Annotated in this window: 25 protein-coding genes and 1 pseudogene; 24 read left to right on the top strand and 2 right to left on the bottom strand. The window is 65.0% G+C overall.

Features of this window, described 5'->3' with window-relative positions:
* From ACRDTL_RS02130 to ACRDTL_RS02120, 3 genes and pseudogenes are all read left to right on the top strand, one after another.
* Positions 1–700: pseudogene (locus ACRDTL_RS02130) on the top strand (acyl-CoA dehydrogenase); the annotation flags it as partial.
* A gap of 17 nt (positions 701–717) precedes the next feature.
* Positions 718–1,674, top strand: a complete 957-nt coding sequence (locus ACRDTL_RS02125) for a phosphotransferase family protein (RefSeq protein WP_431505078.1) — start codon at positions 718–720, stop codon at positions 1,672–1,674.
* Entirely contained in the window at positions 1,671–2,021 is a 351-nt protein-coding gene (locus ACRDTL_RS02120) for a DUF6285 domain-containing protein (protein WP_431505072.1), read from the top strand. Before ACRDTL_RS02125 ends, ACRDTL_RS02120 begins: the two co-directional genes overlap by 4 nt.
* A 21-nt stretch (positions 2,022–2,042) precedes the next feature.
* Here ACRDTL_RS02120 and ACRDTL_RS02115 read toward each other — a convergent pair whose 3' ends face one another.
* On the bottom strand, positions 2,043–2,732 hold the full coding sequence (locus ACRDTL_RS02115) for a hypothetical protein (protein ID WP_431505071.1): 690 nt from the start codon (positions 2,730–2,732) through the stop codon (positions 2,043–2,045).
* Between the two features lie 167 nt (positions 2,733–2,899).
* Between ACRDTL_RS02115 and ACRDTL_RS02110 the strand changes: the two genes are divergently transcribed.
* From ACRDTL_RS02110 to ACRDTL_RS02025, 18 genes are all read left to right on the top strand, one after another.
* Positions 2,900–3,298, top strand: a complete 399-nt coding sequence (locus ACRDTL_RS02110; RefSeq protein WP_431505070.1) for a nuclear transport factor 2 family protein — start codon at positions 2,900–2,902, stop codon at positions 3,296–3,298.
* A 138-nt stretch (positions 3,299–3,436) separates the two neighbouring features.
* Positions 3,437–3,970, top strand: a complete 534-nt coding sequence (locus tag ACRDTL_RS02105) for a YceI family protein (protein ID WP_431505069.1) — start codon at positions 3,437–3,439, stop codon at positions 3,968–3,970.
* Between the two features lie 13 nt (positions 3,971–3,983).
* Positions 3,984–4,382 (top strand): hypothetical protein, encoded by a 399-nt coding sequence (locus tag ACRDTL_RS02100; RefSeq protein WP_431505068.1) that lies wholly within the window; start codon positions 3,984–3,986, stop codon positions 4,380–4,382.
* Between the two features lie 212 nt (positions 4,383–4,594).
* Positions 4,595–4,972 carry an NADH-quinone oxidoreductase subunit A gene (locus ACRDTL_RS02095; RefSeq protein WP_431505067.1) on the top strand — a complete coding sequence of 126 codons (378 nt, stop codon included), beginning with the start codon at positions 4,595–4,597 and terminating at the stop codon, positions 4,970–4,972.
* A gap of 8 nt (positions 4,973–4,980) precedes the next feature.
* Positions 4,981–5,535 (top strand): NuoB/complex I 20 kDa subunit family protein, encoded by a 555-nt coding sequence (locus ACRDTL_RS02090; RefSeq protein ID WP_431505066.1) that lies wholly within the window; start codon positions 4,981–4,983, stop codon positions 5,533–5,535.
* Positions 5,523–6,227, top strand: coding sequence for an NADH-quinone oxidoreductase subunit C (locus ACRDTL_RS02085; RefSeq protein ID WP_431505077.1), 705 nt, complete (start codon positions 5,523–5,525; stop codon positions 6,225–6,227). Before ACRDTL_RS02090 ends, ACRDTL_RS02085 begins: the two co-directional genes overlap by 13 nt.
* On the top strand, positions 6,227–7,558 hold the full coding sequence (gene nuoD / locus ACRDTL_RS02080) for an NADH dehydrogenase (quinone) subunit D (RefSeq protein WP_431505065.1): 1,332 nt from the start codon (positions 6,227–6,229) through the stop codon (positions 7,556–7,558). Before ACRDTL_RS02085 ends, nuoD begins: the two co-directional genes overlap by 1 nt.
* A 35-nt stretch (positions 7,559–7,593) precedes the next feature.
* Complete coding sequence (gene nuoE, locus ACRDTL_RS02075; protein ID WP_431505076.1) at positions 7,594–8,361, top strand: NADH-quinone oxidoreductase subunit NuoE; 768 nt, start codon at positions 7,594–7,596, stop codon at positions 8,359–8,361.
* Positions 8,358–9,689 carry an NADH-quinone oxidoreductase subunit NuoF gene (gene nuoF / locus ACRDTL_RS02070; RefSeq protein ID WP_431505064.1) on the top strand — a complete coding sequence of 444 codons (1,332 nt, stop codon included), beginning with the start codon at positions 8,358–8,360 and terminating at the stop codon, positions 9,687–9,689. Before nuoE ends, nuoF begins: the two co-directional genes overlap by 4 nt.
* Positions 9,690–9,709: 20 nt before the next feature.
* Positions 9,710–12,073, top strand: a complete 2,364-nt coding sequence (locus tag ACRDTL_RS02065) for an NADH-quinone oxidoreductase subunit G (protein WP_431505075.1) — start codon at positions 9,710–9,712, stop codon at positions 12,071–12,073.
* The gene (gene nuoH, locus ACRDTL_RS02060) at positions 12,066–13,310 is read left to right on the top strand and encodes an NADH-quinone oxidoreductase subunit NuoH (RefSeq protein WP_431505063.1); all 1,245 of its coding nucleotides are present in this window, start codon (positions 12,066–12,068) and stop codon (positions 13,308–13,310) included. Before ACRDTL_RS02065 ends, nuoH begins: the two co-directional genes overlap by 8 nt.
* On the top strand, positions 13,303–13,869 hold the full coding sequence (gene nuoI / locus ACRDTL_RS02055) for an NADH-quinone oxidoreductase subunit NuoI (RefSeq protein WP_431505062.1): 567 nt from the start codon (positions 13,303–13,305) through the stop codon (positions 13,867–13,869). The genes nuoH and nuoI overlap by 8 nt, the downstream gene beginning before the upstream one ends.
* Positions 13,869–14,684 carry an NADH-quinone oxidoreductase subunit J gene (locus ACRDTL_RS02050; protein WP_431505061.1) on the top strand — a complete coding sequence of 272 codons (816 nt, stop codon included), beginning with the start codon at positions 13,869–13,871 and terminating at the stop codon, positions 14,682–14,684. Before nuoI ends, ACRDTL_RS02050 begins: the two co-directional genes overlap by 1 nt.
* Positions 14,681–14,980, top strand: coding sequence for an NADH-quinone oxidoreductase subunit NuoK (gene nuoK, locus ACRDTL_RS02045; protein ID WP_431505060.1), 300 nt, complete (start codon positions 14,681–14,683; stop codon positions 14,978–14,980). The genes ACRDTL_RS02050 and nuoK overlap by 4 nt, the downstream gene beginning before the upstream one ends.
* 10 nt (positions 14,981–14,990) lie before the next feature.
* Positions 14,991–16,886 (top strand): NADH-quinone oxidoreductase subunit L, encoded by a 1,896-nt coding sequence (nuoL, locus tag ACRDTL_RS02040; RefSeq protein ID WP_431505059.1) that lies wholly within the window; start codon positions 14,991–14,993, stop codon positions 16,884–16,886.
* The gene (locus ACRDTL_RS02035) at positions 16,880–18,433 is read left to right on the top strand and encodes an NADH-quinone oxidoreductase subunit M (RefSeq protein WP_431505058.1); all 1,554 of its coding nucleotides are present in this window, start codon (positions 16,880–16,882) and stop codon (positions 18,431–18,433) included. Before nuoL ends, ACRDTL_RS02035 begins: the two co-directional genes overlap by 7 nt.
* Positions 18,430–20,019 carry an NADH-quinone oxidoreductase subunit NuoN gene (gene nuoN, locus ACRDTL_RS02030; RefSeq protein ID WP_431505057.1) on the top strand — a complete coding sequence of 530 codons (1,590 nt, stop codon included), beginning with the start codon at positions 18,430–18,432 and terminating at the stop codon, positions 20,017–20,019. The genes ACRDTL_RS02035 and nuoN overlap by 4 nt, the downstream gene beginning before the upstream one ends.
* 5 nt (positions 20,020–20,024) lie before the next feature.
* Positions 20,025–20,798 (top strand): enoyl-CoA hydratase, encoded by a 774-nt coding sequence (locus ACRDTL_RS02025; RefSeq protein ID WP_431505056.1) that lies wholly within the window; start codon positions 20,025–20,027, stop codon positions 20,796–20,798.
* Between the two features lie 13 nt (positions 20,799–20,811).
* On the opposite strand, the gene ACRDTL_RS02020 is transcribed toward ACRDTL_RS02025, so the two are convergent.
* Entirely contained in the window at positions 20,812–21,822 is a 1,011-nt protein-coding gene (locus ACRDTL_RS02020; RefSeq protein WP_431505055.1) for a histidine phosphatase family protein, read from the bottom strand.
* A 524-nt stretch (positions 21,823–22,346) separates the two neighbouring features.
* Here ACRDTL_RS02020 and ACRDTL_RS02015 point away from each other — a divergent pair.
* Genes ACRDTL_RS02015 through ACRDTL_RS02005 form a run of 3 tightly spaced genes read left to right on the top strand, consistent with a single transcriptional unit; the run spans position 22,347 to position 26,133 of the window.
* Positions 22,347–23,729 (top strand): 13E12 repeat family protein, encoded by a 1,383-nt coding sequence (locus ACRDTL_RS02015; RefSeq protein WP_431505054.1) that lies wholly within the window; start codon positions 22,347–22,349, stop codon positions 23,727–23,729.
* A 42-nt stretch (positions 23,730–23,771) separates the two neighbouring features.
* Positions 23,772–25,373: an AMP-binding protein gene (locus ACRDTL_RS02010; RefSeq protein ID WP_431505053.1), complete on the top strand. Its 1,602-nt coding sequence runs from the start codon at positions 23,772–23,774 to the stop codon at positions 25,371–25,373.
* Complete coding sequence (locus tag ACRDTL_RS02005; RefSeq protein ID WP_431505052.1) at positions 25,360–26,133, top strand: class II aldolase/adducin family protein; 774 nt, start codon at positions 25,360–25,362, stop codon at positions 26,131–26,133. The genes ACRDTL_RS02010 and ACRDTL_RS02005 overlap by 14 nt, the downstream gene beginning before the upstream one ends.
* Positions 26,134–26,146: the final 13 nt, after the last annotated feature.

The raw sequence follows: 26,146 nt of genomic DNA, 5'->3' as shown, positions 1-26,146 counted from the left end.
GTTCAACACCGGCGTACACCGCGCCACCCACGACCTGATCTTCGCCCGCACCTCCGGTGAGCCGGGGCAGCCCCGGGGCATCACGGCGTTTATGGTCCCGACCGATGCGCCCGGATTTGTCGTCCCGGACTACTGGTGGACCTTCAACATGCCTACCGATCACGGCGAAGTCGAGCTCAAAGATGTGCGGGTGCCTGCCGACGCGGTACTCGGCGAGGTGGACCGTGGCCTGGAGGTCGCCCAGACGTTCCTGCACGAGAACCGTATTCGGCAAGCGGCCAGCAGCCTCGGCGCGGCGCATTACTGAATCGACCGCGCCGCCGACTACGCGGGGCACCGCACGGTTTTCGGCAAGCCGCTGTCGGTCAACCAGGCTGTCCAGTGGCCGCTGGCCGAATTGCAGACCGAAGCCCAGATGGTTCGGCTGCTGGTGCAGTATGCGGCCTGGCACTTGGACCGTGACCACCACATGGAGGTCTCCGACAAGGTCTCGATGGCCAATTACCGCGCCAACCGGTTGGTGTGCGACGCCGCCGACCGGGCCATGCAGGTCTTCGGCGGCCTCGGTTACAGTCGCCACGAACCGTTCGAGCACATCTACCGCCACCACCGCCGCTACCGAATCACCGAGGGCGCCGAGGAGATTCAGATCCGGCGGGTCGCGCAGCGGCTCTTCAAGTTCGACAAGGGCCGCCGGTGACCGCAGCCGTCGAGCGGTTGCGCGACAGCCTACCGGCGGTGCTGCACCCGGCACTGGGACCCGTCACGATCGACAACCTACACGCGCTGACCGGCGGGGCCAGCCGCAGCACCTGGGCGTTCGACGCCGTCACACCCAAGGGGCGGCGATCGCTGATCCTGCGCATCGGGCCGCCTGACGACGTGCACGCACCGATGGAGCTCGAGGCCCGCGTTCAGGTGGCCGCCGCGGTCGTCGGCGCACCGGTCCCGCATATCCTGGTCGCCGATAATTCCACCGCGGCCCTTGGTAATCCATTCCTGATCTGTGACGAGGTCAAAGGTGAGACGATCGTCCGTCGCATCGACCGCCAGCTTGACCGCACGGGTCGGGAAAGCCTGCTGCGCCAGTGCGCGCAGGCGCTGGCGGCCATCCACCTGGCCGATCCGCGCAACATGGAGCTGCAAACCCAGACCCAGCTCGGCGAGTGGCGCGACCGGTTGGATGTCATGGGCGATACCACCGCCACGTTCGAGTGGGCGTTTCGCTGGCTCGGCGCGCACCGGCCGGCACCGTCGCCCGTCCGCCTGGTGCACGGGGATTACCGGATGGGCAACCTGATCGTCGACGGATCCACATTGGCGGCAGTGCTCGACTGGGAGCTGGTGCACATCGGCGAGGTGTACGAAGACCTGGCCTGGTTCTGCATCCGGGCCTGGCGCTTCGGCGCGCCGGCCAGCCGCGGGGCCGGCGGCCTGGGCAGCATCGAAAGCTTTCTCGGCGTCTACGAGCAGGCCGGCGGGACGACGGTCGACCGGGTGACGTTTCACTGGTGGCTGGTGCTGGCCACGCTGCGTTGGGGCATTATCTGCCGCTACCAGGCGGAGCGCCACCTGAGCGGACAGAGCCGGTCGGTCGAGCTGGCAACGATCGGCCGACGGGTTTGCGAGACGGAATGGGACCTGCTCACCTTGCTGGACGGGAGCGGCCCGTGACGGGCTTTTTCGGTCGGCCGACCGCTGCCGAGCTCGTCGCGGCGGCCGCCGAATTCCTCGAGACCGATGTCCGGGCGGCCACCAGCGGGCCGGTCAACTTCCACGCCCGGGTCGCCGCCAATGCGCTGCGCATGGTGGAGCGCGAACTACTCGACACTGAGGCCGACATGGCACGCGCGGCGCTGGCCCAGCTGGGCTTCGAGGACGAGGCGCAGCTGGCCGCCGCCATCCGGGCCGGCGATCTTGATGAGAGTGCCCGGGACGTGACGTCATGTCTGCGCACCCTGGTACAACATCGGTTAGCGGCCGCGCACCCCGGATACGATCGCGCCGAAGACGGCCAGTGATAACAACTGGAGTGGATTGACTTACGAAGCAGCTACATTGGCACGGTAAGACTCGACAAAGTCGCCGTACCCACACGTTTCGGCCAACTCGAGTTCACCTTCGCGGTCCGTCGCCTCGAGGTCTTCCATCCATTGCTCCACCAGTAGGGCCCCGATCCGCCGTGTCTCCGGGGGGAGTTGCGGAGCAGCACGCAAACGGCCGAAGGAGTGGATGTATTGGTCAGCAAGCGCTAGCCGATGGACTCCGGTCACCAGGTCGATTACTTCACCGGCCCAGACCCGCACCATGCGGCGATAGGCGTAGATTTCTTCGGCTGGCAGTCCAACGCTGCCGAAAACGCGACGCGCCCTGCCTAACTCGGCCAGCAGCGCTGAGCGCTTTTTCTTCAGGTTCTCACGTGAGAAGAGCAAGTCGGCGCCAATTCGATCAGTGGTCACCACCGCAGGTGGTTGGCTCCTCACCGGCGGACGTATCGCGTGGCCGACGTCAACGCGCGCCCAGTCGCCGAAACTCTCCGCCCACAAGCCGAATTCACCAATCGCAACGTTCAGCTCGGCCCGATGACGGTCGAGATGCGCGGCGAATTTGCCCCGCCCCTTGGCGGTCATCAACTGTGATGCCTCTACGGCTGCCTGGGTAAAGGCGCCATGCGCCGTCACCACCGCACTGATCTGGTCGCGGCCTCGCCGTTTGCTACCGATATCGGTCACTGGTCCTCTACCACAAATTTTGGGGGTGTGGCTCAGCACATTATCGATCAACGCGTCAAGCCCGGCTAGGCGCCGCTGAGGATGTAGCGTCTTTCCGGCGCATCTTGGTCGGTGCCCCGTCAGCGGCCGCGCCTGGACGCACGACCCGAAGACACCGAGGAGCTGCCATGTCCGCAGCAGAGGCCGACGCCGTCACCCGCGTGGCCGATCAGCTGTTCACGGCCATCGAGAACAGCGATATGGCGACCGTGGGCCGCCTGTTCAGCGACGACATCGCGGTGTGGCGGACCGGTGCGCGCAGCGACGACGACAAAGAACGCGCGTTGCGAGTGTTGCGCTGGTTCATCGACGTCACCGCAGACCGGCGTTATGAGATCCTCGACCGCCAGCTGTTTTCCGGACCCGTCACGGGGTTCGTCCAGCAGCACATCCTGCACGCCTCGGGCCACAATGGGGAATCAATCGCCATGCGGGTGTGCATCGTGATTAAGTTGGGTGTCAATACCCTGATCAGCCGTATCGACGAGTACTTCGACCCGGCCGGAATTGCCCCGCTGATGAGCTAGCCGGGCGACGATGCAGAGCGCGCAGCGCGATGAGGAGGAGCCCGGCAATTCAGCTTGAGCCGGGCGACGATGCAGAGCGCGCAGCGCGATGAGTAGAAGCCCGGCCATTAGACCTGAGCCGGGTCGACGGAGGTGCTGATGACCACTGTGCAAACACTGCTGAGCGACCCGGACACCGCCGGGGTGTGGACCCTGGTCCCCGACCGCTCGACGTTGGGCTTCAAGATCCGCAACATGTGGGGCCTGATCAACGTCAAAGGCCGGTTCACCGACGCCAACGGCGACGGCCAGATCACCGGCAAGGGCGCCGTCTTCGGCCGCCTCGACATCAAGGCCGCATCGTTGCGCACCGGCATCCGCAAACGTGACGAGCACCTGCGCTCGGCTGACTTCTTCGACGTCGAGCGCTTCCCGGAGATCAGCGTCGTCGTCACCGCCGTGGAGCCGACCACCGGCAATGCCGCCGACCTGCGAGCCACCTTCACCATCAAAGGGGTCGATGCGGCGCTGCCGTTGCCGGTCAAGATCACCGTGCTCGGCGACGGCTCGGTGCGGGTCTTGGCGAAAACCAAGATTGACCGCGCCCAGTTCAACCTGGACTGGAACCGGCTCGGCGTGATCGGCAAGACGGCGACCGCCTCGGCCGACGCAATCTTCGTCCGAGGGCAGTAATACGATCTCCACCGTGCCTGCCACCGACCCGCTTCGGATCCTTGTGTACAGCGATGACGCGAACACCCGCCGACAGGTGATGCGGGCGTTGGGCAAACGCATCCACCCGGATCTGCCCGAGGTGAGCTATGTCGAAGTCGCGACCGAACCGATGGTGATACAGCAGGTGGACGCCGGTGGCATCGACCTGGCCATCCTCGACGGCGAGGCCACCCCGGCCGGCGGGATGGGCGTCGCCAAACAACTAAAGGACGAAGTCGCGGAGTGCCCGCCGGTGCTAGTGCTCACCGGGCGCGCCGACGACGCCTGGCTGGCCAAGTGGTCACGCGCCGAGGCCGCCGTCCCACATCCGATCGACCCCATTCGGCTGGGTCGTGCGGTGCTCGAGCTGCTGCGCACGTCGGTACCATAATCCCGGACTACCTTGCCGCCATTGGTAATTCGCTGACCTTGCGCCGCGCGTTGACGCTCGTAACTGGTCTCGATAAAAACACCGCGAACCGCCTCATCACCCTCACCACGCTGTGTTCGAGCTCACAACCGGACCCGTGAGCAAAGCGGCGCACACGATCGCTAGGCTGTGCTTGAGCTCACACCGACTGCCACGAGGGAGTGCCACCCGGGATGAATCTCTACCTACCCATCCTGGTGCTCGGGGCGCTCGCGGCCGCGTTCGCGGTGTTCTCGGTCGTCGCCGCATCGATCGCCGGGCCGTCCCGCTATAACCGGGCCAAGCTGGAAGCCTACGAGTGCGGCATCGAACCCACCGACCAGCCGGTCAGCGGCCCACACGCCGCGGCGGGTCAGCGTTTCCCGGTGAAGTACTACCTGACCGCGATGCTGTTCATCGTTTTCGACATCGAAATCGTTTTTCTCTACCCGTGGGCGGTCGCCTATGACGGGCTGGGGGTGTTCGCACTCGTCGAGATGGTGTTGTTCGTCGCCGCCGTATTCGTCGCCTACGCCTACGTCTGGCGTCGCGGCGGCCTGAATTGGGATTGAGGTGGCACGTGGGCCTCGAAGAGCAATTGCCCAGCGGTCTGCTGCTGTCCACCGTTGAGTCTCTGGCCGGGTATTTCCGTAAGGGTTCGTTGTGGCCGGCGACCTTCGGTTTGGCTTGCTGCGCGATCGAGATGATGTCGACGATGGCACCGGACTACGACCTGTCCCGGTTCGGGATGGAGGTGTTCCGGGCGTCGCCGCGGCAGGCGGATCTGATGATCGTGGCCGGCCGGGTAAGCCAGAAGATGGCTCCGGTGCTCCGTCAGATCTACGACCAGATGGTCGAGCCCAAATGGGTGCTGTCCATGGGGGTTTGTGCATCCTCGGGCGGCATGTTCAACAACTACGCCATCCTGCAGGGGGTGGACCACGTCGTCCCGGTCGACATCTACCTGCCGGGCTGCCCGCCCCGACCGGAGATGTTGATGTACGCAATGCTCAAGCTGCACGACAAGATTCAGGAGATGCCGCTGGGCGTCAACCGTGAGCATGCAATCGCCGCGGCCGAAGAGGCGGCACTGTCGGCCCCGTCCACCTGGGAGATGAAGGGATTGTTGCGGTGAGCCAGCCGAGTAACGGCCCCGGTGGCGAAGCCGGTGAGGTGATCGGGGTCCGTCGCGGCATGTTCGGTGCGCGGGGCACCGGCGACACGTCCGGATACGGGCGACTGGTGCGCGAGGTCGCGTTCCCGGACCGGAGCCCACGGCCCTATGGCGGATATTTCGACGAGGTGGTCGACAACTTGACCGAAGCTCTCGAGCGAAACGACGTCGAATTCGCCGACGCCGTCGAGAAAGTCGTGGTGTTTCGTGGCGAACTGACGCTCCATGTCGGCCGCGAGTTGCTACCAACGGTCGCCCAGCTGCTACGCGACGAACCAGACCTGCGTTTCGAGCTGAGCCTGGGTGTGAGCGGAGTGCACTACCCGCACGACACCGACCGTGAGCTGCATGCGGTGTACCCGCTGAAGTCGATCACCCACAACCGCCGCGTCCGCCTGGAAGTGGCTGTGCCCGACGCTGATCCACACATCCCGTCGCTATTCGCCGTGTACCCCACCACGGACTGGCACGAGCGTGAGACCTATGACTTTTTCGGCATCATTTTCGACGGCCACCCGTCGCTGACACGTATCCAGATGCCCGACGACTGGCAGGGTCACCCGCAGCGCAAGGACTACCCGCTCGGCGGTATCCCGGTCGAATACAAGGGTGCGCAGATTCCCCCGCCCGACCAGCGGAGGGCATACACCTGATGAGCGAGCCCACCACGTCGCCCCCGGGCACCGGCGGCAAGCGCGAGACTGTCCTGACCGTCGGCGGGCAGGACTGGGAACAAATCATCGAAGCAGCTCACACCGCGGATCCCGGCGAGCGCATCGTCGTCAACATGGGGCCCCAGCACCCGTCGACACACGGGGTGCTGCGCCTGATCCTCGAACTCGAGGGCGAAACGGTCACCGAAGCCCGCTGCGGAATCGGCTACCTGCACACCGGCATCGAGAAAAACCTCGAATTCCGCTACTGGACCCAGGGCCCGACGTTCGTGACCCGGATGGACTATCTGGCACCGTTCTTCAACGAGGTCGCCTTCTGTCTGGGTGTGGAGAAGCTGCTCGACATCGCCGAGCAGATCCCGGAGCGGGTCAACGTGATTCGGGTGCTGATGATGGAACTGAACCGGATCTCCTCGCATCTGGTCGCGCTGGCCACCGGCGGCATGGAATTGGGCGCGCTGACCGTGATGTTGTTCGGCTTCCGCGAACGCGAACTGGTGCTCGACATCTTCGAGACGATCACCGGCTTGCGGATGAACCACCAATACATCCGGCCCGGCGGAGTGTCGCAGGACTTGCCGGACGAGGCGATCCCCCAAATCCGAGACTTCCTCAAGCTGATGCCGAAGCGGCTCAAAGACATCGAGGATCTCCTCACCGAGAACTACATCTGGAAGGCCCGTACCAAGGGCGTGGGCTACCTCGACCTAGCCGGATGCATGGCGTTGGGTATCACCGGCCCGATTCTGCGGTCCACCGGGCTGCCTCACGATCTGCGCCGCGACGAGCCGTACTGCGGCTACCAGGACTACGAATTCGACGTGATCACCGACGATGGCTGTGATGCGTACGGCCGCTACCTGATTCGCATCAACGAGATCAAGGAGTCGCTGAAGATCATCGAACAATGTCTGGACAAGTTACGGCCCGGTCCGGTCATGATCCAAGACCGCAAAATCGCCTGGCCCGCCGACCTGAAACTCGGCCCCGACGGGCTGGGCAACTCACCCGAGCACATCGCCTGGATCATGGGTCACTCGATGGAAGGTCTGATCCACCATTTCAAACGGGTCACCGAAGACATCTGGGTGCCGCCCGGCCAGGTTTTTATCTCGGTGGAGTCGCCGCGCGGCGAGCTCGGGGTGCACATGGTCAGCGACGGCGGCACTCGCCCCTATCGCGTGCACTACCGGGATCCGTCGTTCACCAATTTGCAGGCTGTCGCCGCGATGTGTGAGGGCGGATTGGTCGCCGACGTGATCGCATCGGTCGCCAGCATCGATCCGGTCATGGGCGGGGTCGACCGGTGACCGCGACGGGACAGGACACCGGCCGGGGGCGGCTGATGCCGCCGACCGCAGGCAAAGGCGGCGAGCGGCGGTTCATCCAGCTCGGCCGCCCGCCCGAGGAACCGGGTCAGTTCGAGAGCGACCCCGATGCCCCGCGGTCGTATCCGGACGAGGTGCGGACCCGACTGGAGGCTGACGCCAAGGAGATCATCGCCCGCTATCCGCAACCGCGGTCGGCGATCCTGCCACTACTGCACCTGGTGCAGGCGCAAGACACCTATCTCACCCCGGCGGGCCTGGCATTCTGCGGCGATCAGCTCGGGCTGACCAGCGCCCAGGTTGCCGCCGTGGCGTCCTTTTACACGATGTACCGGCGCGACCCCACCGGCGAATACCTGGTGGGCGTCTGCACCAACACGCTGTGTGCGGTGATGGGCGGCGACGCCATCTTCGCGGCCCTCAAAGAACATCTGGGCATCGACAACGACCAGACCACGCCGGACGGCTCGATCACCCTGCAACACGTCGAATGCAACGCCGCCTGCGACTACGCGCCCGTGATGGTGGTCAACTGGGAGTTCTTCGACAACCAGACACCCGAATCGGCACGTGCGCTCGTCGATGCCCTGCGGTCCGGTGAAATTCCCACACCCACCCGCGGGTTGCCACTGTGCAGCTTCCGCCAGACCGAGCGGATCCTGGCCGGCTTCCCCGACGAACGCCCCGACGACGGCCAGGGTGGCCCCGGGGCGCCCACGTTGGCCGGACTTCGGATCGCCCGCGAAAACGGGATGCAGGCCCCGGAGCCCGGAGACGGTCAATGACGGCCACCCCGCTGACGCCAGTGCTGAGCCGCTACTGGGACGAGCCCGAGTCGTGGACGCTTCCGACGTATCGCCGTCACGACGGCTATCTCGGGCTGCAGAAGGCCCTCGCCATGGAACCGGACGCGGTCATCGAGACGGTCAAAGCCTCCGGTCTGCGCGGGCGTGGCGGCGCGGGATTCTCCACCGGAACCAAGTGGTCGTTCGTCCCGCAGGGCACTGAAGGCGCGGCCGCTAAGCCGCACTACTTGCTTGTCAACGCAGACGAATCCGAACCCGGAACGTGCAAGGACATGCCGCTGATGCTGGCGACGCCACATCTGCTCATCGAGGGCGTCATCATCTGCTGCTACGCGATCCGGGCCAGCCACGCGTTCATCTATGTACGCGGCGAGGTGCTGTCGGTGGTGCGGCGGATGCAGGCCGCGGTGGCCGAGGCCTACGCCGCCGGTTTCCTGGGACGCAACATCGGCGGTTCCGGCTACGACCTCGACGTCGTGGTGCACGCGGGTGCGGGCGCCTACATCTGCGGCGAGGAGACCGCGCTGATCGACTCCCTGGAAGGCAACCGCGGTCAGCCGCGGCTGCGGCCACCCTTCCCGGCGGTGTCCGGGCTCTACGGGTGCCCGACGGTGGTCAACAACGTCGAATCCATTGCCAGCGTGCCGCCGATCATGCTCAACGGCGCGGACTGGTTCAGCTCGATGGGCACCGACAAATCACGCGGCTTCACCTTGTATTCGCTGTCCGGGCACGTCAACCGCCCCGGCCAGTATGAGGCCCCGCTGGGTATCACGCTGCGCGAACTGCTCGACTACGCGGGCGGGATTCGCGACCGGCACCGGCTGAAGTTCTGGACACCCGGCGGGTCGTCGACACCGATACTGACCGAGGAGCACCTCGACATCCCGCTGGACTACGAGGGCATGGCGTCGGCCGGATCGATGCTGGGCACCAAGGCCTTGCAGATTTTCGACGAGACCACCTGCGTGGTGCGCGCGGCCATGCGCTGGTCGGAGTTCTACAAACATGAGTCCTGCGGCAAGTGCACGCCGTGCCGGGAGGGTACTTACTGGCTGGTGCCGATCTACGAGCGGCTGGAAACCGGCCGTGGCACCCGTGAGGATCTGGACACCTTGCTCGACATCGCTGACGTTCTGTTCGGAAAGTCGTTCTGCGCGTTAGGAGATGGCGCAGCCATGCCGGTGCAGTCATCGATCCAGTACTTCCGTGACGAGTACGTCGCACACGTCGAGCAGGGCAGCTGCCCGTTCGACCCGAATGCCAGCATTTTCATGCCCAATGGATCGAAGGGGGGTGCGGCGTGATCCAGCCCGCGCGCCCGGAGATGGTGACGTTCACCATCGACGACCAGAAGGTGACAGTTCCCAAGGGCACGTTGATCATTCGGGCGGCAGAGCAGATCGGCATCCAGATCCCGCGGTTCTGTGATCACCCGCTGCTGGATCCGGTGGCCTGGTGCCGGCAATGCATGGTCGAGGTCGAGGGCCAGCGCAAGCCGCAGCCGTCATGTGCAGTCGCTGGAACCGACGGCATGGTGGTGCGGACCCAGCACACCTCGGAAGCCGCCGACAAAGCACAACACCTGGTGATGGAGCTGCTGCTGATCAACCATCCGCTGGATTGCCCGGTGTGTGACAAGGGTGGCGAGTGCCCATTGCAGAACCAGGCCATGAGCAACGGGCGCACGGAGACCCGGTTCGAGGATGCCAAACGGGTGTTTCCCAAACCGATCAACATCTCGCAGCAAGTGCTGCTGGACCGGGACCGTTGCATAATGTGCGCTCGCTGCACCCGGGTTGCCAACGAGATCGCCGGCGATGTCTTCATCGAGATGTTCGAGCGCGGTGCGCTGCAGCAGGTGGGCATCTACACCGACGAACCGTTCGATTCCTACTTCTCCGGCAACGTCGTGCAGATCTGTCCGGTGGGTGCGCTGACCGGGGCCTCCTACCGGTTCCGGGCGCGACCGTTCGACCTGGTCTCCAGCGCCAGCGTGTGCGAACACTGCGCGTCCGGGTGTGCGCAGCGCACCGATCACCGCCGTGGCAAGGTGATGCGCCGGATGGCCGGCGACGACCCGCAGGTCAACGAGGAGTGGAACTGCGACAAAGGCCGGTGGGCGTTCACCTACGCGACCGAACGCGACCGGATCACCACTCCGCTGGTCCGTGACACGAACGGCGCGCTGGTGCCCACCGCGTGGCCGAATGCGCTGGCGACGGCGGCGCGTGGACTGGCCGCCGCTCAGGGACGCACCGGTGTACTGGTCGGTGGGCGAGTGACGACCGAAGATGCCTACGCCTACGCCAAATTCGCCCGAGTAGCACTGGACAGCAACGACATTGACTTTCGTACGCGGCCCCATTCGACCGAAGAGGCGGCCTTCCTGGCAGCCCGGGTCGCCGGGAAGCCGGTCGACGTCAGCTACACCGCGTTGGAAGCCGCGCCGGTTGTGCTGCTGGTCGGGTTCGAACCCGAGGAGGAGTCGCCGATCGTCTTCCTGCGACTGCGCAAAGCAGCCCGCAAACATCAGACCCGGATCTATGCAGTCGCCCCGTACGCGGACCGCGGCTTGGAGAAGATGCGGGGAACGCTGATACAGACAACGCCGGGCGCGGAGGCGACCGCGCTGGACGGTCTGCACAACGGCGAAATCGGTGAGCTGCTGCGACAACCCGGCGCGGTGGTCATGGTCGGGGAACGGCTTGCGACCGTGCCGGGTGGCCTGTCGGCGGCGGTTCGGCTGGCCGACGCCACCGGCGCCCGGGTGGCGTGGGTGCCCCGGCGCGCGGGCGAGCGGGGTGCGCTGGATGCCGGCGCGCTGGCCGGGCTGCTGCCTGGTGGCCGCCCGGTGGGCGACGCCGCCGCCCGGGCACAGATTTGCGAGCAGTGGCATATCGAGGCATTACCGTCGGCGCCGGGCCGCGACACCGACGCGATTCTGGCTGCGGCCGCCGATGGCACGCTGGACGCACTGCTGGTCGGTGGGTTAGAAGCGGCCGATCTGGCCGATCCCGCCCTCGCGCTGGCCGCCCTGGATAACGTGGATTTCCTGGTCAGCCTGGAGTTGCGGCCCAGCGACGTCACCGAACGCGCCGACGTGGTGTTCCCGATCGCGCCGGCAGTGGAGAAGTCGGGCACGTTCGTGAACTGGGAAGGACGCCACCGCAACTTCGAGGCCGCCTTGCGCGATACCGGTGCTATCGCCGACCTGCGGGTGCTCGACTGGCTGGCCGACGAAATGGGTGTTGCGCTGGGTCTGCCCACGCCTGCCGCGGCTCACGAAGAGCTGCAACGGCTCGGCGCCTGGGATGGCGGGCGGGTCAGTGATCCCGATGTGACAGCCGGTGAACCACCGCAGCCGGGCCGGGGTGAAGCTTTGCTGGCGAGTTGGCGGATGCTGCTGGACGCGGGCCGACTGCAGGACGGCGAACCGAACCTGGCCGGCACGGCGCGTAAGCCCGTGGTGCGGCTGTCGGCCGACACAGCCACCGAGATCGGCGCAGCCGAAGGCGATTCGGTGAGCGTGCGCACCTCGCGCGGCTCGATCTGCCTGCCACTGGTGATCACCGATATGCCGGATCGCGTGGTGTGGCTGCCGATGAACTCGGCCGGCTCGGCGGTACACCAGCAACTGGGAGTCGCCTCGGGTGCGGTGGTGCAGATTGGAAGCGGCGCTCATGAATAGCTTCGGACAAGATGTCTGGTGGTTGATCATCGCCAAGGCCATCGCCGTTTTCGGGTTCCTGGTGCTGACCGTGCTCCTGGCGATCGTCATCGAGCGAAAAGTATTGGGCCACATGCAGATGCGACCCGGCCCCAACCGGGTCGGGCCGAAGGGATGGCTGCAGAGCCTGGCCGACGGGATCAAGCTGGCCCTCAAGGAGGACATCACTCCCACCGACGTCGACAAGATCGTCTACCTGCTGGCCCCGATCATCTCGGTGGTGCCGGCGATCACCGCGTTCGTCGTGATCCCGTTCGGCCCCGAGGTGAGCGTGTTCGGTCATCGCACCGCGTTGCAGACGACCGATCTGCCGATCGCGGTGCTGTTCATCCTGGCGATGTCGTCCATTGGGGTGTACGGAATCATCCTGGCCGGCTGGTCGTCCGGCTCCACCTACCCGCTGCTGGGCGGGATACGGTCCACCGCCCAGGTGATCTCCTACGAGGTGGCGATGGGACTGGCGTTCGCATCGGTGTTCCTCTACGCCGGCACCATGTCCACGTCCGGGATCGTATCCGCGCAGGACAAGGTCTGGTTCGTATTTTTGTTGCTGCCTTCGTTTTTCGTCTACCTGGTCTCGATGGTCGGCGAAACCAACCGGGCGCCGTTCGATCTGCCCGAGGCCGAAGGCGAGCTGGTCGGGGGCTTCCACACCGAATACTCGTCGCTGAAGTTCGCGCTGTTCTTCCTCGGCGAATACATCAACATGACCACGGTTTCGGCGTTGGCCGTCACCCTGTTCTTCGGCGGGTGGCACGCACCCTGGCCGATCAACATGTGGGCGGGCGCCAGCCAGGCCTGGTGGCCGGTGCTCTGGTTCACCGTCAAGGTGTGGGGGTTCCTGTTCGTCTTCATTTGGCTGCGCGCCACGCTGCCGCGGTTGCGCTACGACCAGTTCATGGCGCTGGGCTGGAAGATCCTCATCCCGGTGGCGCTGGTGTGGGTGGTGGCCGCCGCGGTGGTCCGCAGCATCCGCAACGACGGCTACCCGCACTGGGAGATCGTGCTCGCCATCACCAGTACCGTTACCACCCTGGTGCTGCTGGTGGGCCTGCATAGACGGTTCAGCGCAGTGAACGTTCATCCATCGGAGATGGCGCCGGTCAGCACCGCCAAAGTCTTCGACGGTGGATTCCCGACGCCGCCGCTACCAGGGCGCACGCCCGTTGTCGTCAGCAAGGAGGATGCCAGTGGCTAACTTCAAAGATGCCCTCGCGGGATTCGGCGTCACGCTGTCGACGATGTTCAAAAAGCCGATCAACGACGGCTATCCGGAGAAGAAGAAACCGGTGCCACACTGGCACGGCCGCCATCAACTCAACCGGTGGCCGGACGGCCTGGAGAAGTGCATCGGCTGCGAGTTGTGCGCATGGGCCTGCCCGGCCGATGCCATCTATGTGGAGGGCGCCGACAACACCGACGAGGAACGGTTCTCTCCCGGGGAGCGCTACGGTCGCGTCTACCAGATCAACTACCTGCGCTGCATCGGCTGCGGGTACTGCGTCGAGGCCTGCCCGACGCGGGCGTTGACCATGACCAACTTTTACGAAATGGCCGACGACAACCGCGCCGATCTGATCTACGACCGAGAAATGCTATTGGCGCCACTCGAGCCGGGCATGACGACACCACCGCACGCGATGCCGCCCGGAGCCACCCAGGCCGACTACTACCTGGGGTCAGTCGGCCCGGATGGCTTGCGCGACAACCCGGATCTCTTTGCCCTGCTCGACAGGGCGAAGCAAGGTAAAGCCTGATGATCCCGCTGAGCGGCGAGCTGCTGGCCGCCGATACTCTCGTTCGCACCACCATCGGCGAGGCGGTGACATTCTGGGTCCTGGGCGCCGTGGCGCTGATCGGTGCGCTCGGGGTGGTGATGGCGGCCAAAGCCGTGTACTCGGCGATGTTTTTGGCCATGACGATGCTGATCCTGGCGGTGTTTTACTTCGTGCAGGACGCAATGTTTCTCGGCGTGGTTCAGGTCGTCGTCTACACCGGCGCGGTGATGATGCTGTTCCTGTTCGTGATGATGCTGATCGGTGTCGATTCGGCGGAGTCGCTGGTGGAAACGCTACGGGGACAACGCATCGCCTCTGTCGTCGCCGGGGTTGGATTCGGCATCCTGTTGATCGCCGGAATCGGCGCTACGACAACGGTGTTCAGCGGGTTGCCAGCCGTCGATAAGACCCACAACGTCGAAGGCCTGGCCGCTCTGATCTTCTCCCGCTACCTATGGGCATTCGAGTTGACCAGCGCGCTGTTGATCACGGCGGTGCTGGCGGCGATGGTGCTGGCGCACCGTGAGCGATTCACCCCTCGCCTGACGCAGCGAGAGTTGTCCATCCAGCGCTTCCAGCATGGCCACTACCCCACACCGTTGCCGACTCCCGGGGTCTACGCCCGCCACAACGCCGTCGACGTGGCCGCGCTGCTGCCTGACGGCTCCTTCTCGAAGCTGTCGGTGTCGTCGGTGTTCCAGCACCGAACAGTCAGCCAAGCGGGGAACGCCTCGAGCCCCGACTCCGGCGACGGTTCAGAGCAGAGCTCGGAAGGAGACGGTCCGCGCCAATGAACCCCGCGAACTACCTTTATCTTTCGGCATTACTCTTCACCATCGGTGCGGCCGGTGTGTTGTTGCGGCGCAACGCGATCGTGATGTTCATGTGCATCGAGCTGATGCTCAATGCCGTCAACCTGGCATTCGTCACTTTCGCCCGCATGCACGGGCATCTCGACGGCCAGATGGTCGCGTTCTTCACGATGGTCGTCGCCGCCTGCGAAGTGGTGGTGGGCCTGGCCATCATCATGACGATCTTCCGTGCCCGCAAGTCGGCTTCGGTCGACGACGTGAACCTACTCAAAGGCTGAAAGCACAGCGATGACACATCTGAGCTGGCTGCTGGTGGCACTACCGTCGGCGGGCGCGCTGATTCTGTTAGTCGGCGGTCGACGCACCGACCGGTGGGGACACCTGCTCGGTTGCGCCACCGTCCTGGCGTCGTTCGCGCTGGGTCTGGTGCTGCTGGCCGACATGCTGGGTCGGTCCGGCTCCCAGCGGACCATCCACCCGAACCTGTTCAGTTGGGTGCCGGTCGCCGGGTTGCAGGTCGACTTCGGGGTGCTGGTAGACCAACTCTCGATCTGCTTCGTGCTGTTGATCACCGGCGTCGGGGCGCTGATCCATATCTACTCGATCGGGTACATGGCCGAAGACCCCGACCGCAGACGGTTTTTCGCGTACATGAACCTGTTTATCGCCGCGATGTTGCTGCTGGTGGTCGCCGACAACTACCTGGGGCTCTACGTCGGCTGGGAAGGTGTGGGCCTGGCGTCCTATCTGCTGATCGGCTTCTGGTACCAGAAGCCGATCGCCGCGACGGCGGGCAAGAAGGCGTTCGTGAGCAACCGCGTCGGCGACTTCGGGCTGTCGCTGGCCATGTTCGCCATGTTCGCCAGCTTCGGCACCCTGCAGTTCGACGGGGTGTTCGCCGCCGCTCACAGCGCCGGGCGCGGCATGCTGACCGCGATCGGGTTGCTGCTGCTCCTCGGAGCCTGCGCCAAGTCGGCCCAGATACCGGTGCAAGCTTGGTTGTTCGACGCCATGGAGGGTCCCACCCCGGTGTCGGCGCTGATCCACGCCGCGACCATGGTGACCGCCGGGGTCTACCTGATCGTTCGGTCGGGTCCGCTCTATGACCTCTCCCCCGACGCCCGGCTGGCGGTGGTAGTGGTCGGTGCGGCGACGCTGCTGTTCGCCGCCATCATCGGCTGTGCGAAGGACGACATCAAACGCGCACTGGCCGCTTCGACGATCAGCCAGATCGGTTATATGGTGCTCGCCGCCGGCCTGGGCGCGGCCGGCTACGCCTTCGCCATCCTGCACCTGCTCACCCACGGCTTCTTCAAGGCCGGGCTGTTCCTGGGATCCGGCGCGGTGATGCACGGGATGAACGACGAGCAGGACATGCGCCGCTACGGCGCCCTGCGCGCTTTCCTGCCGGTCACGTTCGCCACGTTCGGGTTCTGCTATCTGGCGATCATCGGGATACCGCCGTTCTCCGGTTTTTACTCCAAAGATGCCATCATCGAGGCCGCGCTGGGCGCCGGCGGATTGCAGGGCACGATCCTGGCGGCCGCGGCGGTGCTGGGCGCCGGCATCACCGCGTTCTACATGACCCGGGTGATGATGCTGACCTTCCACGGCCAAAAGCGTTGGGCTGCTGACACGCATCCGCACGAAGCGCCCCGGGTGATGACTTGGCCGATGATCCTGCTCGCCGTCGGCGCGGTGTTCTCCGGCGGTTTGCTGGCGATCGGCGGCACCCTACAGCACTGGCTTGCACCCGTTGTCGAACCGATCGCCGGCAGCCACGAAGCCACGCATGTCATCCCGGCCTGGGTCAGCGCCATCGTGACCCTGGCCGTGGTGCTGGTGGGCGTGTTCGTGGCTTACCGGATGTACACGACCCGGCCGGTACCCGAAACCGCACCCACCGACGTGTCGGTGCTCACCGTCGCCGCCCGCAAGGACCTCTACGGCGACGCCTTCAACGAAGAGGTGCTCATGCGGCCCGGTGCGCAACTGGCCCGCACCCTCGTCGACATCGACGACCGGGGTGTGGACGGCTCGGTCAACGCACTGGCGGCGCTGGTGAGCCGAACGTCGCAGTGGCTACGCGGACTGCAAACCGGCTTCGCCCGCTCGTATGCGCTGACGATGTTGGGCGGCGCGGTCCTGGTGGTCGCGGTGATCCTGGCGGTGCGGCTGTGGTGAACACCCCCTGGCTGAGTGTGCTGTGGCTGGTGCCGATCATCGGTGCCGGGTTGGTCATTGTGCTGCCCGCCGGCCAGCCGCGACTGGCCAAGTGGACCGGACTGGTGGTGAGCTTGATTGTGCTGGCGGTCGCGATCGTCGTCACCACCGGTTTTGACAGCACGGCCACCGGGCCTTCTTACCAGTTCGTCGAAAACCATTCCTGGATACCGGCGTTCGGCGCCGGCTACACCCTCGGGGTTGACGGAATCGCGGTAGTGCTGGTGCTGCTGACGGCGGTCCTGGTGCCGCTGCTGGTCCTGGCGGGCTGGAACGACGGCGGCGAACGCACCCGCGGGGTGCATGCCTACGTCGCGTTGACGCTGACGGTCGAGTCGATGGTGCTGATCTCCCTGGTCTCGCTGGACGTGCTGCTGTTCTACGTGTTCTTCGAGGCCATGCTCGTCCCGATGTACTTCCTTATCGGTGGCTTCGGCAACGGCTCACAGCGTTCGCAGGCGGCGCTGAAGTTCCTGCTGTACAACCTGTTCGGTGGCCTGATCATGCTGGCCGCGGTGATCGGGGTATACGTGGTGACCGCGCAGCAGGGCGCCGGCACATTCGATTTTCGTGCGGTCGTCGCGGCGTTCTCACCGGGTTCGACCAACGTAGATCCATTAGTACTCAAGGCGCTGTTCGGCGGCTTCATGTTCGCATTCGCGATCAAGGCGCCGCTGTGGCCGTTCCACCGCTGGCTGCCCGACGCCGCAGTAGAAGCCACACCGGCGACCGCTGTGCTGATGATGGCGGTGATGGACAAGGTCGGCACCTTCGGGATGCTGCGTTACTGCCTGCAGCTGTTCCCCGACGCATCAACGTATTTCCGCCCACTGATCGTCGTACTGGCCGTGATCGGTGTGGTCTACGGCGCGATGGTGGCGATCGGCCAGTCCGACATCATGCGACTGATCGCCTATACGTCGATCTCGCACTTCGGCTTCATCATCCTGGGTATCTTCGTGATGACCAGCCAGGGCCAGAGCGGATCGACGCTGTACATGGTCAACCACGGCCTGTCCACCACCGCGGTATTCCTCATCGCGGGGTTCCTGATCACCCGGCGCGGCACCCGGTCGATCAGTGCGTTCGGCGGTGTGCAGAAGGTGGCTCCGGTGCTGGCGGGCACCTTCCTGGTCGCCGCGATGGCCACCCTGTCACTGCCCGGGCTGGCGCCGTTTATCAGCGAATTCCTGGTTCTGCTGGGCACATTCAATAGATACTGGCTGGTGGCTGTGTTCGGTACCACCGCGTTGGTGCTGTCATCGATCTACATGCTGTGGCTCTACCAGCGAGTGATGACCGGGCCGGTCACGCAGGGCAACGAACGGATTCGTGACTTGGTGCCACGCGAAGTTCTCGTCGTCGCACCGCTCATCGCGCTGCTGCTGTTCCTCGGGTTCTACCCCAAACCGGTGCTGGACATCATCAACCCGGCGGTCGGGCACACTATGACCACGATCGGACAGTACGATCCCACGCCACATAGTGCCGAAGGACCGGCCCGATGAACACGCCCAGCGTCGAATATTTCCTGCTGTTACCGATGTTGATCGTCTTCGGCGTCGCGGTGGCCGGCGTTCTGCTGGAGGCGTTCCTGCCGCGGCGGTTCCGCTACGGCGCGCAGATGACGCTGGCCCTGGGTGGATTGGTCGCCGCGTTCATCGCGATCATCGTGGTCGCCGCCAACAGCCAACCATCGGGTCAGAGCGCCGTGTTGGGGGCGGTCGGTGTCGACCGGCCGGCGTTGGTCTTGCAGGGCACGGTGGTGCTGGTTGCGATCATGGCGGTCATCTTCATCGGCGAACGTGCTCCGCTAAGTGACGCCGCCGGACCCGGTGCCGCTCTCGCTGTCGCCGAGCATGCCGCCGGTTTGGATTCCTTTACGCCGCAGGCATCTGCAATTCCCGGCGGTATAGCCGAGCGCGAGGCGGCCCGCGCCGGCGCCGCCCAGACCGAAGTCTTTCCGCTCACCATGCTGGCCGTCGGCGGCATGATGGTGTTTCCGGCCGCCAACGACCTGCTGACAATGTTCATCGCGCTGGAAGTCCTGTCGTTGCCGCTGTATCTCTTGTGTGGGCTGGCCCGGCACCGTCGGCTAATGTCCCAGGAAGCCGCGATCAAGTACTTCCTGCTGGGAGCGTTCTCGTCGGCATTCTTCCTTTACGGCGCGGCATTGCTCTACGGTGCGACCGGCACGCTGGCGCTATCCGGTATCCGGGATGGACTGGCCATGCTGGCTGTCAACAACTCGATGGCATTGGTCGGTGTCGCCCTGCTGGCGGTCGGGCTGCTGTTCAAGGTCGGCGCGGTTCCGTTCCACTCCTGGATCCCCGACGTCTACGTCGGCGCTCCGACTCCGATCACCGGGTTCATGGCCGCCGCAACGAAGGTCGCTGCGTTCGGCGCACTGTTACGGGTGGTCTACGTCGCGTTGCCGCCGCTACACGACCAGTGGCGGCCGGTGTTGTGGACGATCTCGATTCTGACAATGGTGGTCGCAACCATCACTGCGGTGAATCAGACCGACGTCAAACGCATGTTGGCGTACTCGTCGGTCGCCCATGTCGGTTTCGTCCTGACCGGGGTTGTCGCCGATATCCCCGCCGGTGTCTCATCGACGCTGTTCTACCTGATCGCCTACAGCTTCAGCACGGTCGGCGCATTCGCCATCCTTGGCTTGATCCGCAGCGCTGACGGCCGGGAGGACGCCGACATGTCGCGGTGGGGCGGACTGGGACGACGCTCCCCCATTGTCGGAGTGATGTTTTCGCTGTTCTTGCTGGCCTTCGCGGGCATACCGCTGACCAGCGGCTTCGTCAGCAAGTTTGCGGTGTTCAAGGCCGCCGCCGAGGGTGGAGCGGTACCGCTGGTGGTCATCGGTGTGGTCGCCAGCGGCGTCGCGGCGTACTTCTACGTGCGGGTGATCCTGTTGATGTTCTTCACCGAGCCATCCACCGACACACCGCACGTCGTGGTTCCGGGCACGTTGAGCAAGGCCGCGATCGCGGTATGCGCCGCGGTCACCGTCATTCTGGGGATCGTCCCGCAGCCGTTGTTCGACCTGGTCGACCTCGCGACGGTCTTCGTCCACTGACGACGATGGCTACCCGGCAATTGGTCCTCGTCGACGACTGCGGCCCCGTGCGCGTGTTGTTGATGAACCGCCCCGAGGCGCGAAATGCGTTGAACAGCGAGCTGATCGAGACGCTGTTTGCGGCGCTGTGCGACGCCGACTGCGACTCGTCAGTGCGCGCCGTCGTGCTCACCGGGATCGACCCGGCATTTTGCGCAGGCGTCGACCTCAAGCAGGCGCAACGTGAGGGCCCGGCGTATTTCGAGCGTTACCGATCCCACAACTGCATCACCCGGACAGCCCGGATGAGCACGCCGATCGTCGGCGCGATCAACGGCCCGGTGTTCACCGGAGGCTTGGAGATGGCGTTGGGCTGCGACTTCCTGATTGCTTCGGAGCGCGCGATGTTCGCCGATACCCATGCACGCGTCGGGATCCTGCCCGGCGGCGGGATGACCGCGCGGCTGCCGCAGTTGGTCGGCGCGGCGACGGCGCGTCGGCTGTCGATGACCGGCGAGGTCGTGGACGCCGCGCGCGCCGAACGGATCGGGCTGGTGACCGAGGTCGTCCCGCATGAGCGGTTGCTGGCGCGGGCCGTCGAGTTGGCCGGTCAGATCGCCGAGGTGCCGGCGCCGATCATGGCCGGGCTGAAGGAAATCTACGCGACCGGAGCGGCTGCGGTCACCGATCCGGCGTTGGCCGCCGAACAAACGATCTCCGCTGAGTTGTCGGACACCACGGATCTCGCTGCGCGGTACGCCGAGGTCAGCGAACGCAATCGCCGGCAGATCCGCGGCTGAATCACCGCCGTCTTCACTTGCGTGGCCGGACCGCCGTGGGCGGGGCAGACCAGGAATCCGCGGGCAGCCGGTCACTGACCGGGTTTTCCGTTGCTATGCCGAGAGGCGGAGCATTTGCCGTCAAAGGCGGTTTGGCCACGCATGGCCCGTACTCGGCCGGCACCTTCAGCAGTAGGCATAAGCTCGCCGTCTCACGACTGGTCCTCGTGCCCGCCCAACCCGGCGCGATAGGTTTCCCGTTCCAGCTGACCAGCGTCCAGCCATCGTGGGGATTGCCCCGGATCACGACAATCCCGGTGTTCGGCAGCGCGTCGAACAGCATGAGCAGCGGATCGGGGTTTTTGACGTTCATCATCAGCCCGACCTCGATGACGAATTCGCTTGAGAATGCTAATGCAGTGATTTTGCCGTCCGGGGTCCGGACCGGGTTAGTCAGGGCATTGCCATAGATGGTGTGAAGCATGTCGTTAAAGCCCTGGATCGTGGGGGTCAGTTCATTGCCATAGATCGTTCGGAGCGCGTCGGTAAAGCGCCTGTCGAACACCACCCCGTTGACGTCGGTGGAATGCGGAACCAGCATCGGCACGATAGGGAGTCCGATCACCCACGCGATCGGGCCCAGTATGTATAGCAGCCCCGCAAGGCTGAACTCCGGTCTGCCATTGAAACCGCCGGCATTGATCTCGTTGAGACCGCGCGATACCTGCAAGTTCATCCCCAGCAGGCCGGCCAACGGCGCGGCGGTCTCTTGCGTCCTGATCAACTGCGACGCGGAGATTCCGGCGAAGGGGGCCTTCGGCGCGAGTACGTTGGCGATGCTCTGCGCCTGTTGCTGGCCAAGCTGAGTAAGTTCAGTTCCGGGCACAGCCGTGTCGATCAGGTGCGCCGCATTGGCTGTCGACTGCGCGTGCCGCACGAAGTCTATTTCGATCGACTCGTCGGCCCATGCTGTCGCCGATCCGATGCACAAAAGGACCGTCGAAAGCGGCACGGCGGCACCATAGCGGAATTGCTTCGTTAGCAATGGACGCGCGGACCGGTCGGGTGTAATCCCGCCGACGAGCGTGAACGATCACATTCACGCAACGACAATGGCCGGGCAATGTGCATTCGCTGATTGTCCAGCACACCAAACGTAAAGCCTTCAACGACACGCGCCTGCGCGAATATTCCGATCCACCTCCTCGGCGACGGAACAGAGAGACAATGACCGGTTTCCCGGCGGAACCGGCCCGCCTGAAATCAACCCGCCCACCACCGGGAAGAACTCCTCCGCGGAGATTCCGATGCACCCGACGAGGACGGATGCGCGCAGTGTTTCCGACACCCGCGTCCAGACCGAGCGGGCCGTTATCCCGTACCGCCCGTCCGCCGGAAGGGCCGGCGAAAAGTGCACCAAGCAGCCCGGTGTCCACCAAACGGAGTCAAGCCCGGGTCCACGTGTCCCGGCGGATATCGGTTATCCACAGTTGGGATTTGATCCACAGGTCGCGTTTTGCGTGGTTTGCCGGTGGCGGGTTTGTCGGCGGTGCTTTTTAGCGTCGCAGTGTGGGTTCAGTACTGAGCGCAGAGCAGGCACGGGAGCAGATCAGCGCCGCTCTTGAAGCGATCGACGCTGCCCACGATGTGCTGCGTGACACGTCGTCGGATGTGGTAGGCAACGGCTTTCGCGTCGACATCGCCGAACGGTTGGAAACCCAGCACCGCACGAACCGCGGGTTGATGTACCGATTCTTCGGCGAGATCGCCGATCCGCCCGATGAGGCCACGTCCACCGCGCAGATGCGTGCGGCGTTGTGGAAGCGGTTACGCATCACCCCTGGCGAGATCACCCGGCGGATCAAACTCGCGGCCCGGATTCGACCGCGCAGGTCGCTGACCGGTCCGCCGGTGCCGCCGGAGCTGCCGGAGCTGGCGGACGCGGTAGTGGCCGGTGCGCTCGGTGACGACCACATCCGCGCGGTGTGCCACGCTATCGACGTGCTGCCCGCTGCTGTCTCACCGACTGAGGTGGCGAAGGCTGAGCGCAGGCTGGTGGCACATGCCACCGAAGTCGACGCCGGCATCGTCACCCGGCTGGGCCAGCGCATCGCCGATTACCTCAATCCCGATGGCCAGTTCAGCGACGAGGACCGGGCCCGTCGGCGCCGACTACAGCTGGGCGTGCAAGGACCCGACGGCATGTCGCGGCTATCCGGATTGCTCGATCCGGAGGCCCGCGCCTACTTCGAGGCCATCGAAGCCGCGGTACGGCCCGGCCGCCATCAACCCAACGGCAGCGATCCCGAGGCGCGCGACGAGCGCACGCCGGGGCAACGCTGCCACGACGCGTTGAAGGTCGGCCTGAACACCGCCCTCGCTTCCGGCGGGCTCGGCACGCACCGCGGTCACCCGGTCACTGTGGTGGTCACCACCACCCTGGGCGAACTCGACCAGGCTGCCCGCGCCGTAGCCGACCCGTCGGTGCCGATGCCCGCGCCCGCCCGTACCGGCGGCGGATCGAGGCTGCCGATGCGGGATCTGATCCGCATGGCCGCCCAAGGGATCCACTACCTTGCCGTGTTCGACGATCACATCAAACGACCGCTGTATCTGGGCCGCCAAAAACGCGTCGCCAGTGCCGACCAGCGCCTGATCTGCCATGCTCGCGACCGCGGCTGCACCCGCCCCAATTGCCTGAAATCCGGCTATTACTGCGAAGTTCACCATTCACCGGACTGGGCGCGCGGCGGCCGGACCGACGCGGACAAGCAGTTCTTCGCCTGCGGCGGCGACCACGGCATGGCTAGCCGCGGCGAACTCCGTACTGAGGTAACCGACAGCGGGCGACTCGGGTGGACCGACGGCAGCGGCCCACCTGAAATCAACCACGCCCACCACCCCGAAGAACTCCTCCGCGGAGACTCCGATCCACCCGAAGACGATGGATGAGGGAACGTTTTCCACCGATCGGTCTTTCCCTATGATGCGGTCATGCAGTTCGCCGGGCCTGCGGTTGGCGACGCCGACGCGGCCCGTTACCGCGCCGCCGGGTGGTGGTCCGACCTGACGGTGTCCAAAGCCATTCGGCGCAACGCGGCGCGCCGGCCGGATAAGACCGCGTACCTTGACTACCCTGGCGGCGCGTTGAGCTGGTTCGAATTCGATCGCTCCGCGACCGCGCTCGCGGAACAACTGGCGGGCCTCGGTGTGACGAAGAACGACCGGGTCGCGGTGTGGCACGGTGACAGCGCGGCGATCCACGTGCTGTTCATCGCGATCGAACGCTGCGGAGCCATTGTGGTTGGTATCGGCGCGCGGGCCGGTACGCGCGAAGCAATGCAGATCATGCAAAGCACCTACCCGCGTTTGTTGATCTGCGATTCGCACCACGAGAATTCCGCGACAGCCGCTGCGGCAAGTCTGTCGCTGCCGGCACTGACCCTCAGAACGGCTGACGGCGTGTTTCTTGATACTCAGGTGCCACCACGAGCGTTGCTGGGCGACACTTCCGTCGGCCCCGATGACGTGTTCCTGATCAACTCAACCTCCGGAACCACCGGGCGGCCCAAATGCGTAATCCACACCCAGAATCGCTGGCACTACTTCCACCAAAAGGCAGTTGCCAATGGAGAACTGACCGCCGACGATGTCTTCCTACCCGTCATCCCCACACCCTTCGGATTCGGGATCTGGACCACCCACACAACCCCGATATACCTCGGTGCAACCGCCATTCTCCTCGGACGTTTCAGCACCGCTGCGGCCTGCGCAGCGATTGCCCGCCATAAGGTCACGGTGCTGTGTTGCGTGAGTACACAATTGATGATGATCATGGCTGACCGATCAGCGCAGGACTACGACCTCACCTCCCTGCGCATCGTATTCACGGGTGGCGAATCGCTGCCCTACCGGCCGGCGGCCGCTTTCGAAGACCTCACCGGCTCGACCATTCTCCAGTTCTACGGTTCCAACGAGACCGGAATGCTCAGCGGCACCACCGTGCACGACTCTCGCCGACACAGACTCCGCACGGCCGGCCAGGTCGTGCCGGAAATGTCGGTTCGGCTTTTCGACGGGGACACCGACGTCACCGCCACGGGGCGAGGACAGCCCGCCTGTCGCGGTCCGGCCACCAGTCTGGGCTACCTCGACGGCATCGACCATGACAAGCTGTTCACCAAGGACGGCTGGATGCGGATGGGTGATATCTGCGAACTGGACGCCGATGGCTATCTGAGTGTCACCGGCCGAACCTCCGATTTCATCGTGCGCGGCGGCAAGAACGTCAGTGCCGTCGAAGTGGAGGACGCGGTAACGATGCACCCGGCGATCGCGGTTGCAGCGGCGGTTGCCATGCCCGATCCGATATTCGGGGAAAAAGTCTGCGTCTACGTCGAGCTAGTCGAATCCCACACGATCGATCTGCCGACGCTCAACCAGCATCTGCTCGCGCACGGGATCTCCAAGGAACTGCTGCCCGAACAACTGGTGGTCCTTGACGAGCTTCCCCGATCGTCCGGCGGAAAAATTGCCAAAGGCAAGCTCCGCGAAGATATCCGAACAAAGCTGGGGCCTGATCATGAACGCACCTGAGATACGTAAGGGTGGCCTGGACGTATGGTCGCCATCGGTGGTACCGCCCATCGGCGTCGATCTCACCAACGAACAGGCACTCGCGGTGGCGTTCCGCCACCTGGCCGTCATTGGATTCGCCGAGAATATGGCCGGACATATCACCTGGCAGCTTGACGGCCAGACGGCCATGCTGGTCAATCCCTGGGGACTGTGGTGGCAGGAAATCACCGCATCCGACATTTGCGTCGTGGACGAGAAGGCGCACGTGATCGAAGGGCGGTGGGATGTCACACCGGCCATCCACATTCACACCGAACTTCATCGGGTGCGCAGCGACGCCCGGGTCGTCATCCACAACCACCCCTACTACGTCAGTCTCGTCGCCGCCCTGGGAACGCTTCCCGAACTGGTTCACCAAACCGGATCGCTGTTCCTTGACGACATGTGCTTTGTCGACACCTACGACGGCGAAATCGACACCGCGCCCCGCGCGGTCGATCTCGCGTCACGGATCGGAGGTGCCAACGTCGCGATCCTCGCCAATCACGGTGTCATCGCCACCGGGCGAAACCTGCCGGAGGCCGTTTACCGGGCGGCGTCGATCGAACGGGTTTGCAAACTGGCCTATCACCTGATGCTCACCACTCGAACGCCCACCTCGATGAACCGCGGCGACATGCTGGGCATGCAGGCGTCGCTCATCGAACGCGCCGCAGACGTGTACTGGGCAGGCGCGGCGCGGATGACCATCAAAGCCGATCCCGACGTACTCACATAGAAAGACCGTGACC

Source organism: Mycobacterium sp. (assembly GCF_050700595.1).
In the GTDB taxonomy this organism is placed as follows: Bacteria; Actinomycetota; Actinomycetes; order Mycobacteriales; family Mycobacteriaceae; genus Mycobacterium.
The sequence above is the reverse complement of the archived record's forward strand: the minus strand, read 5'-3'. Positions and strand labels throughout refer to the sequence as shown.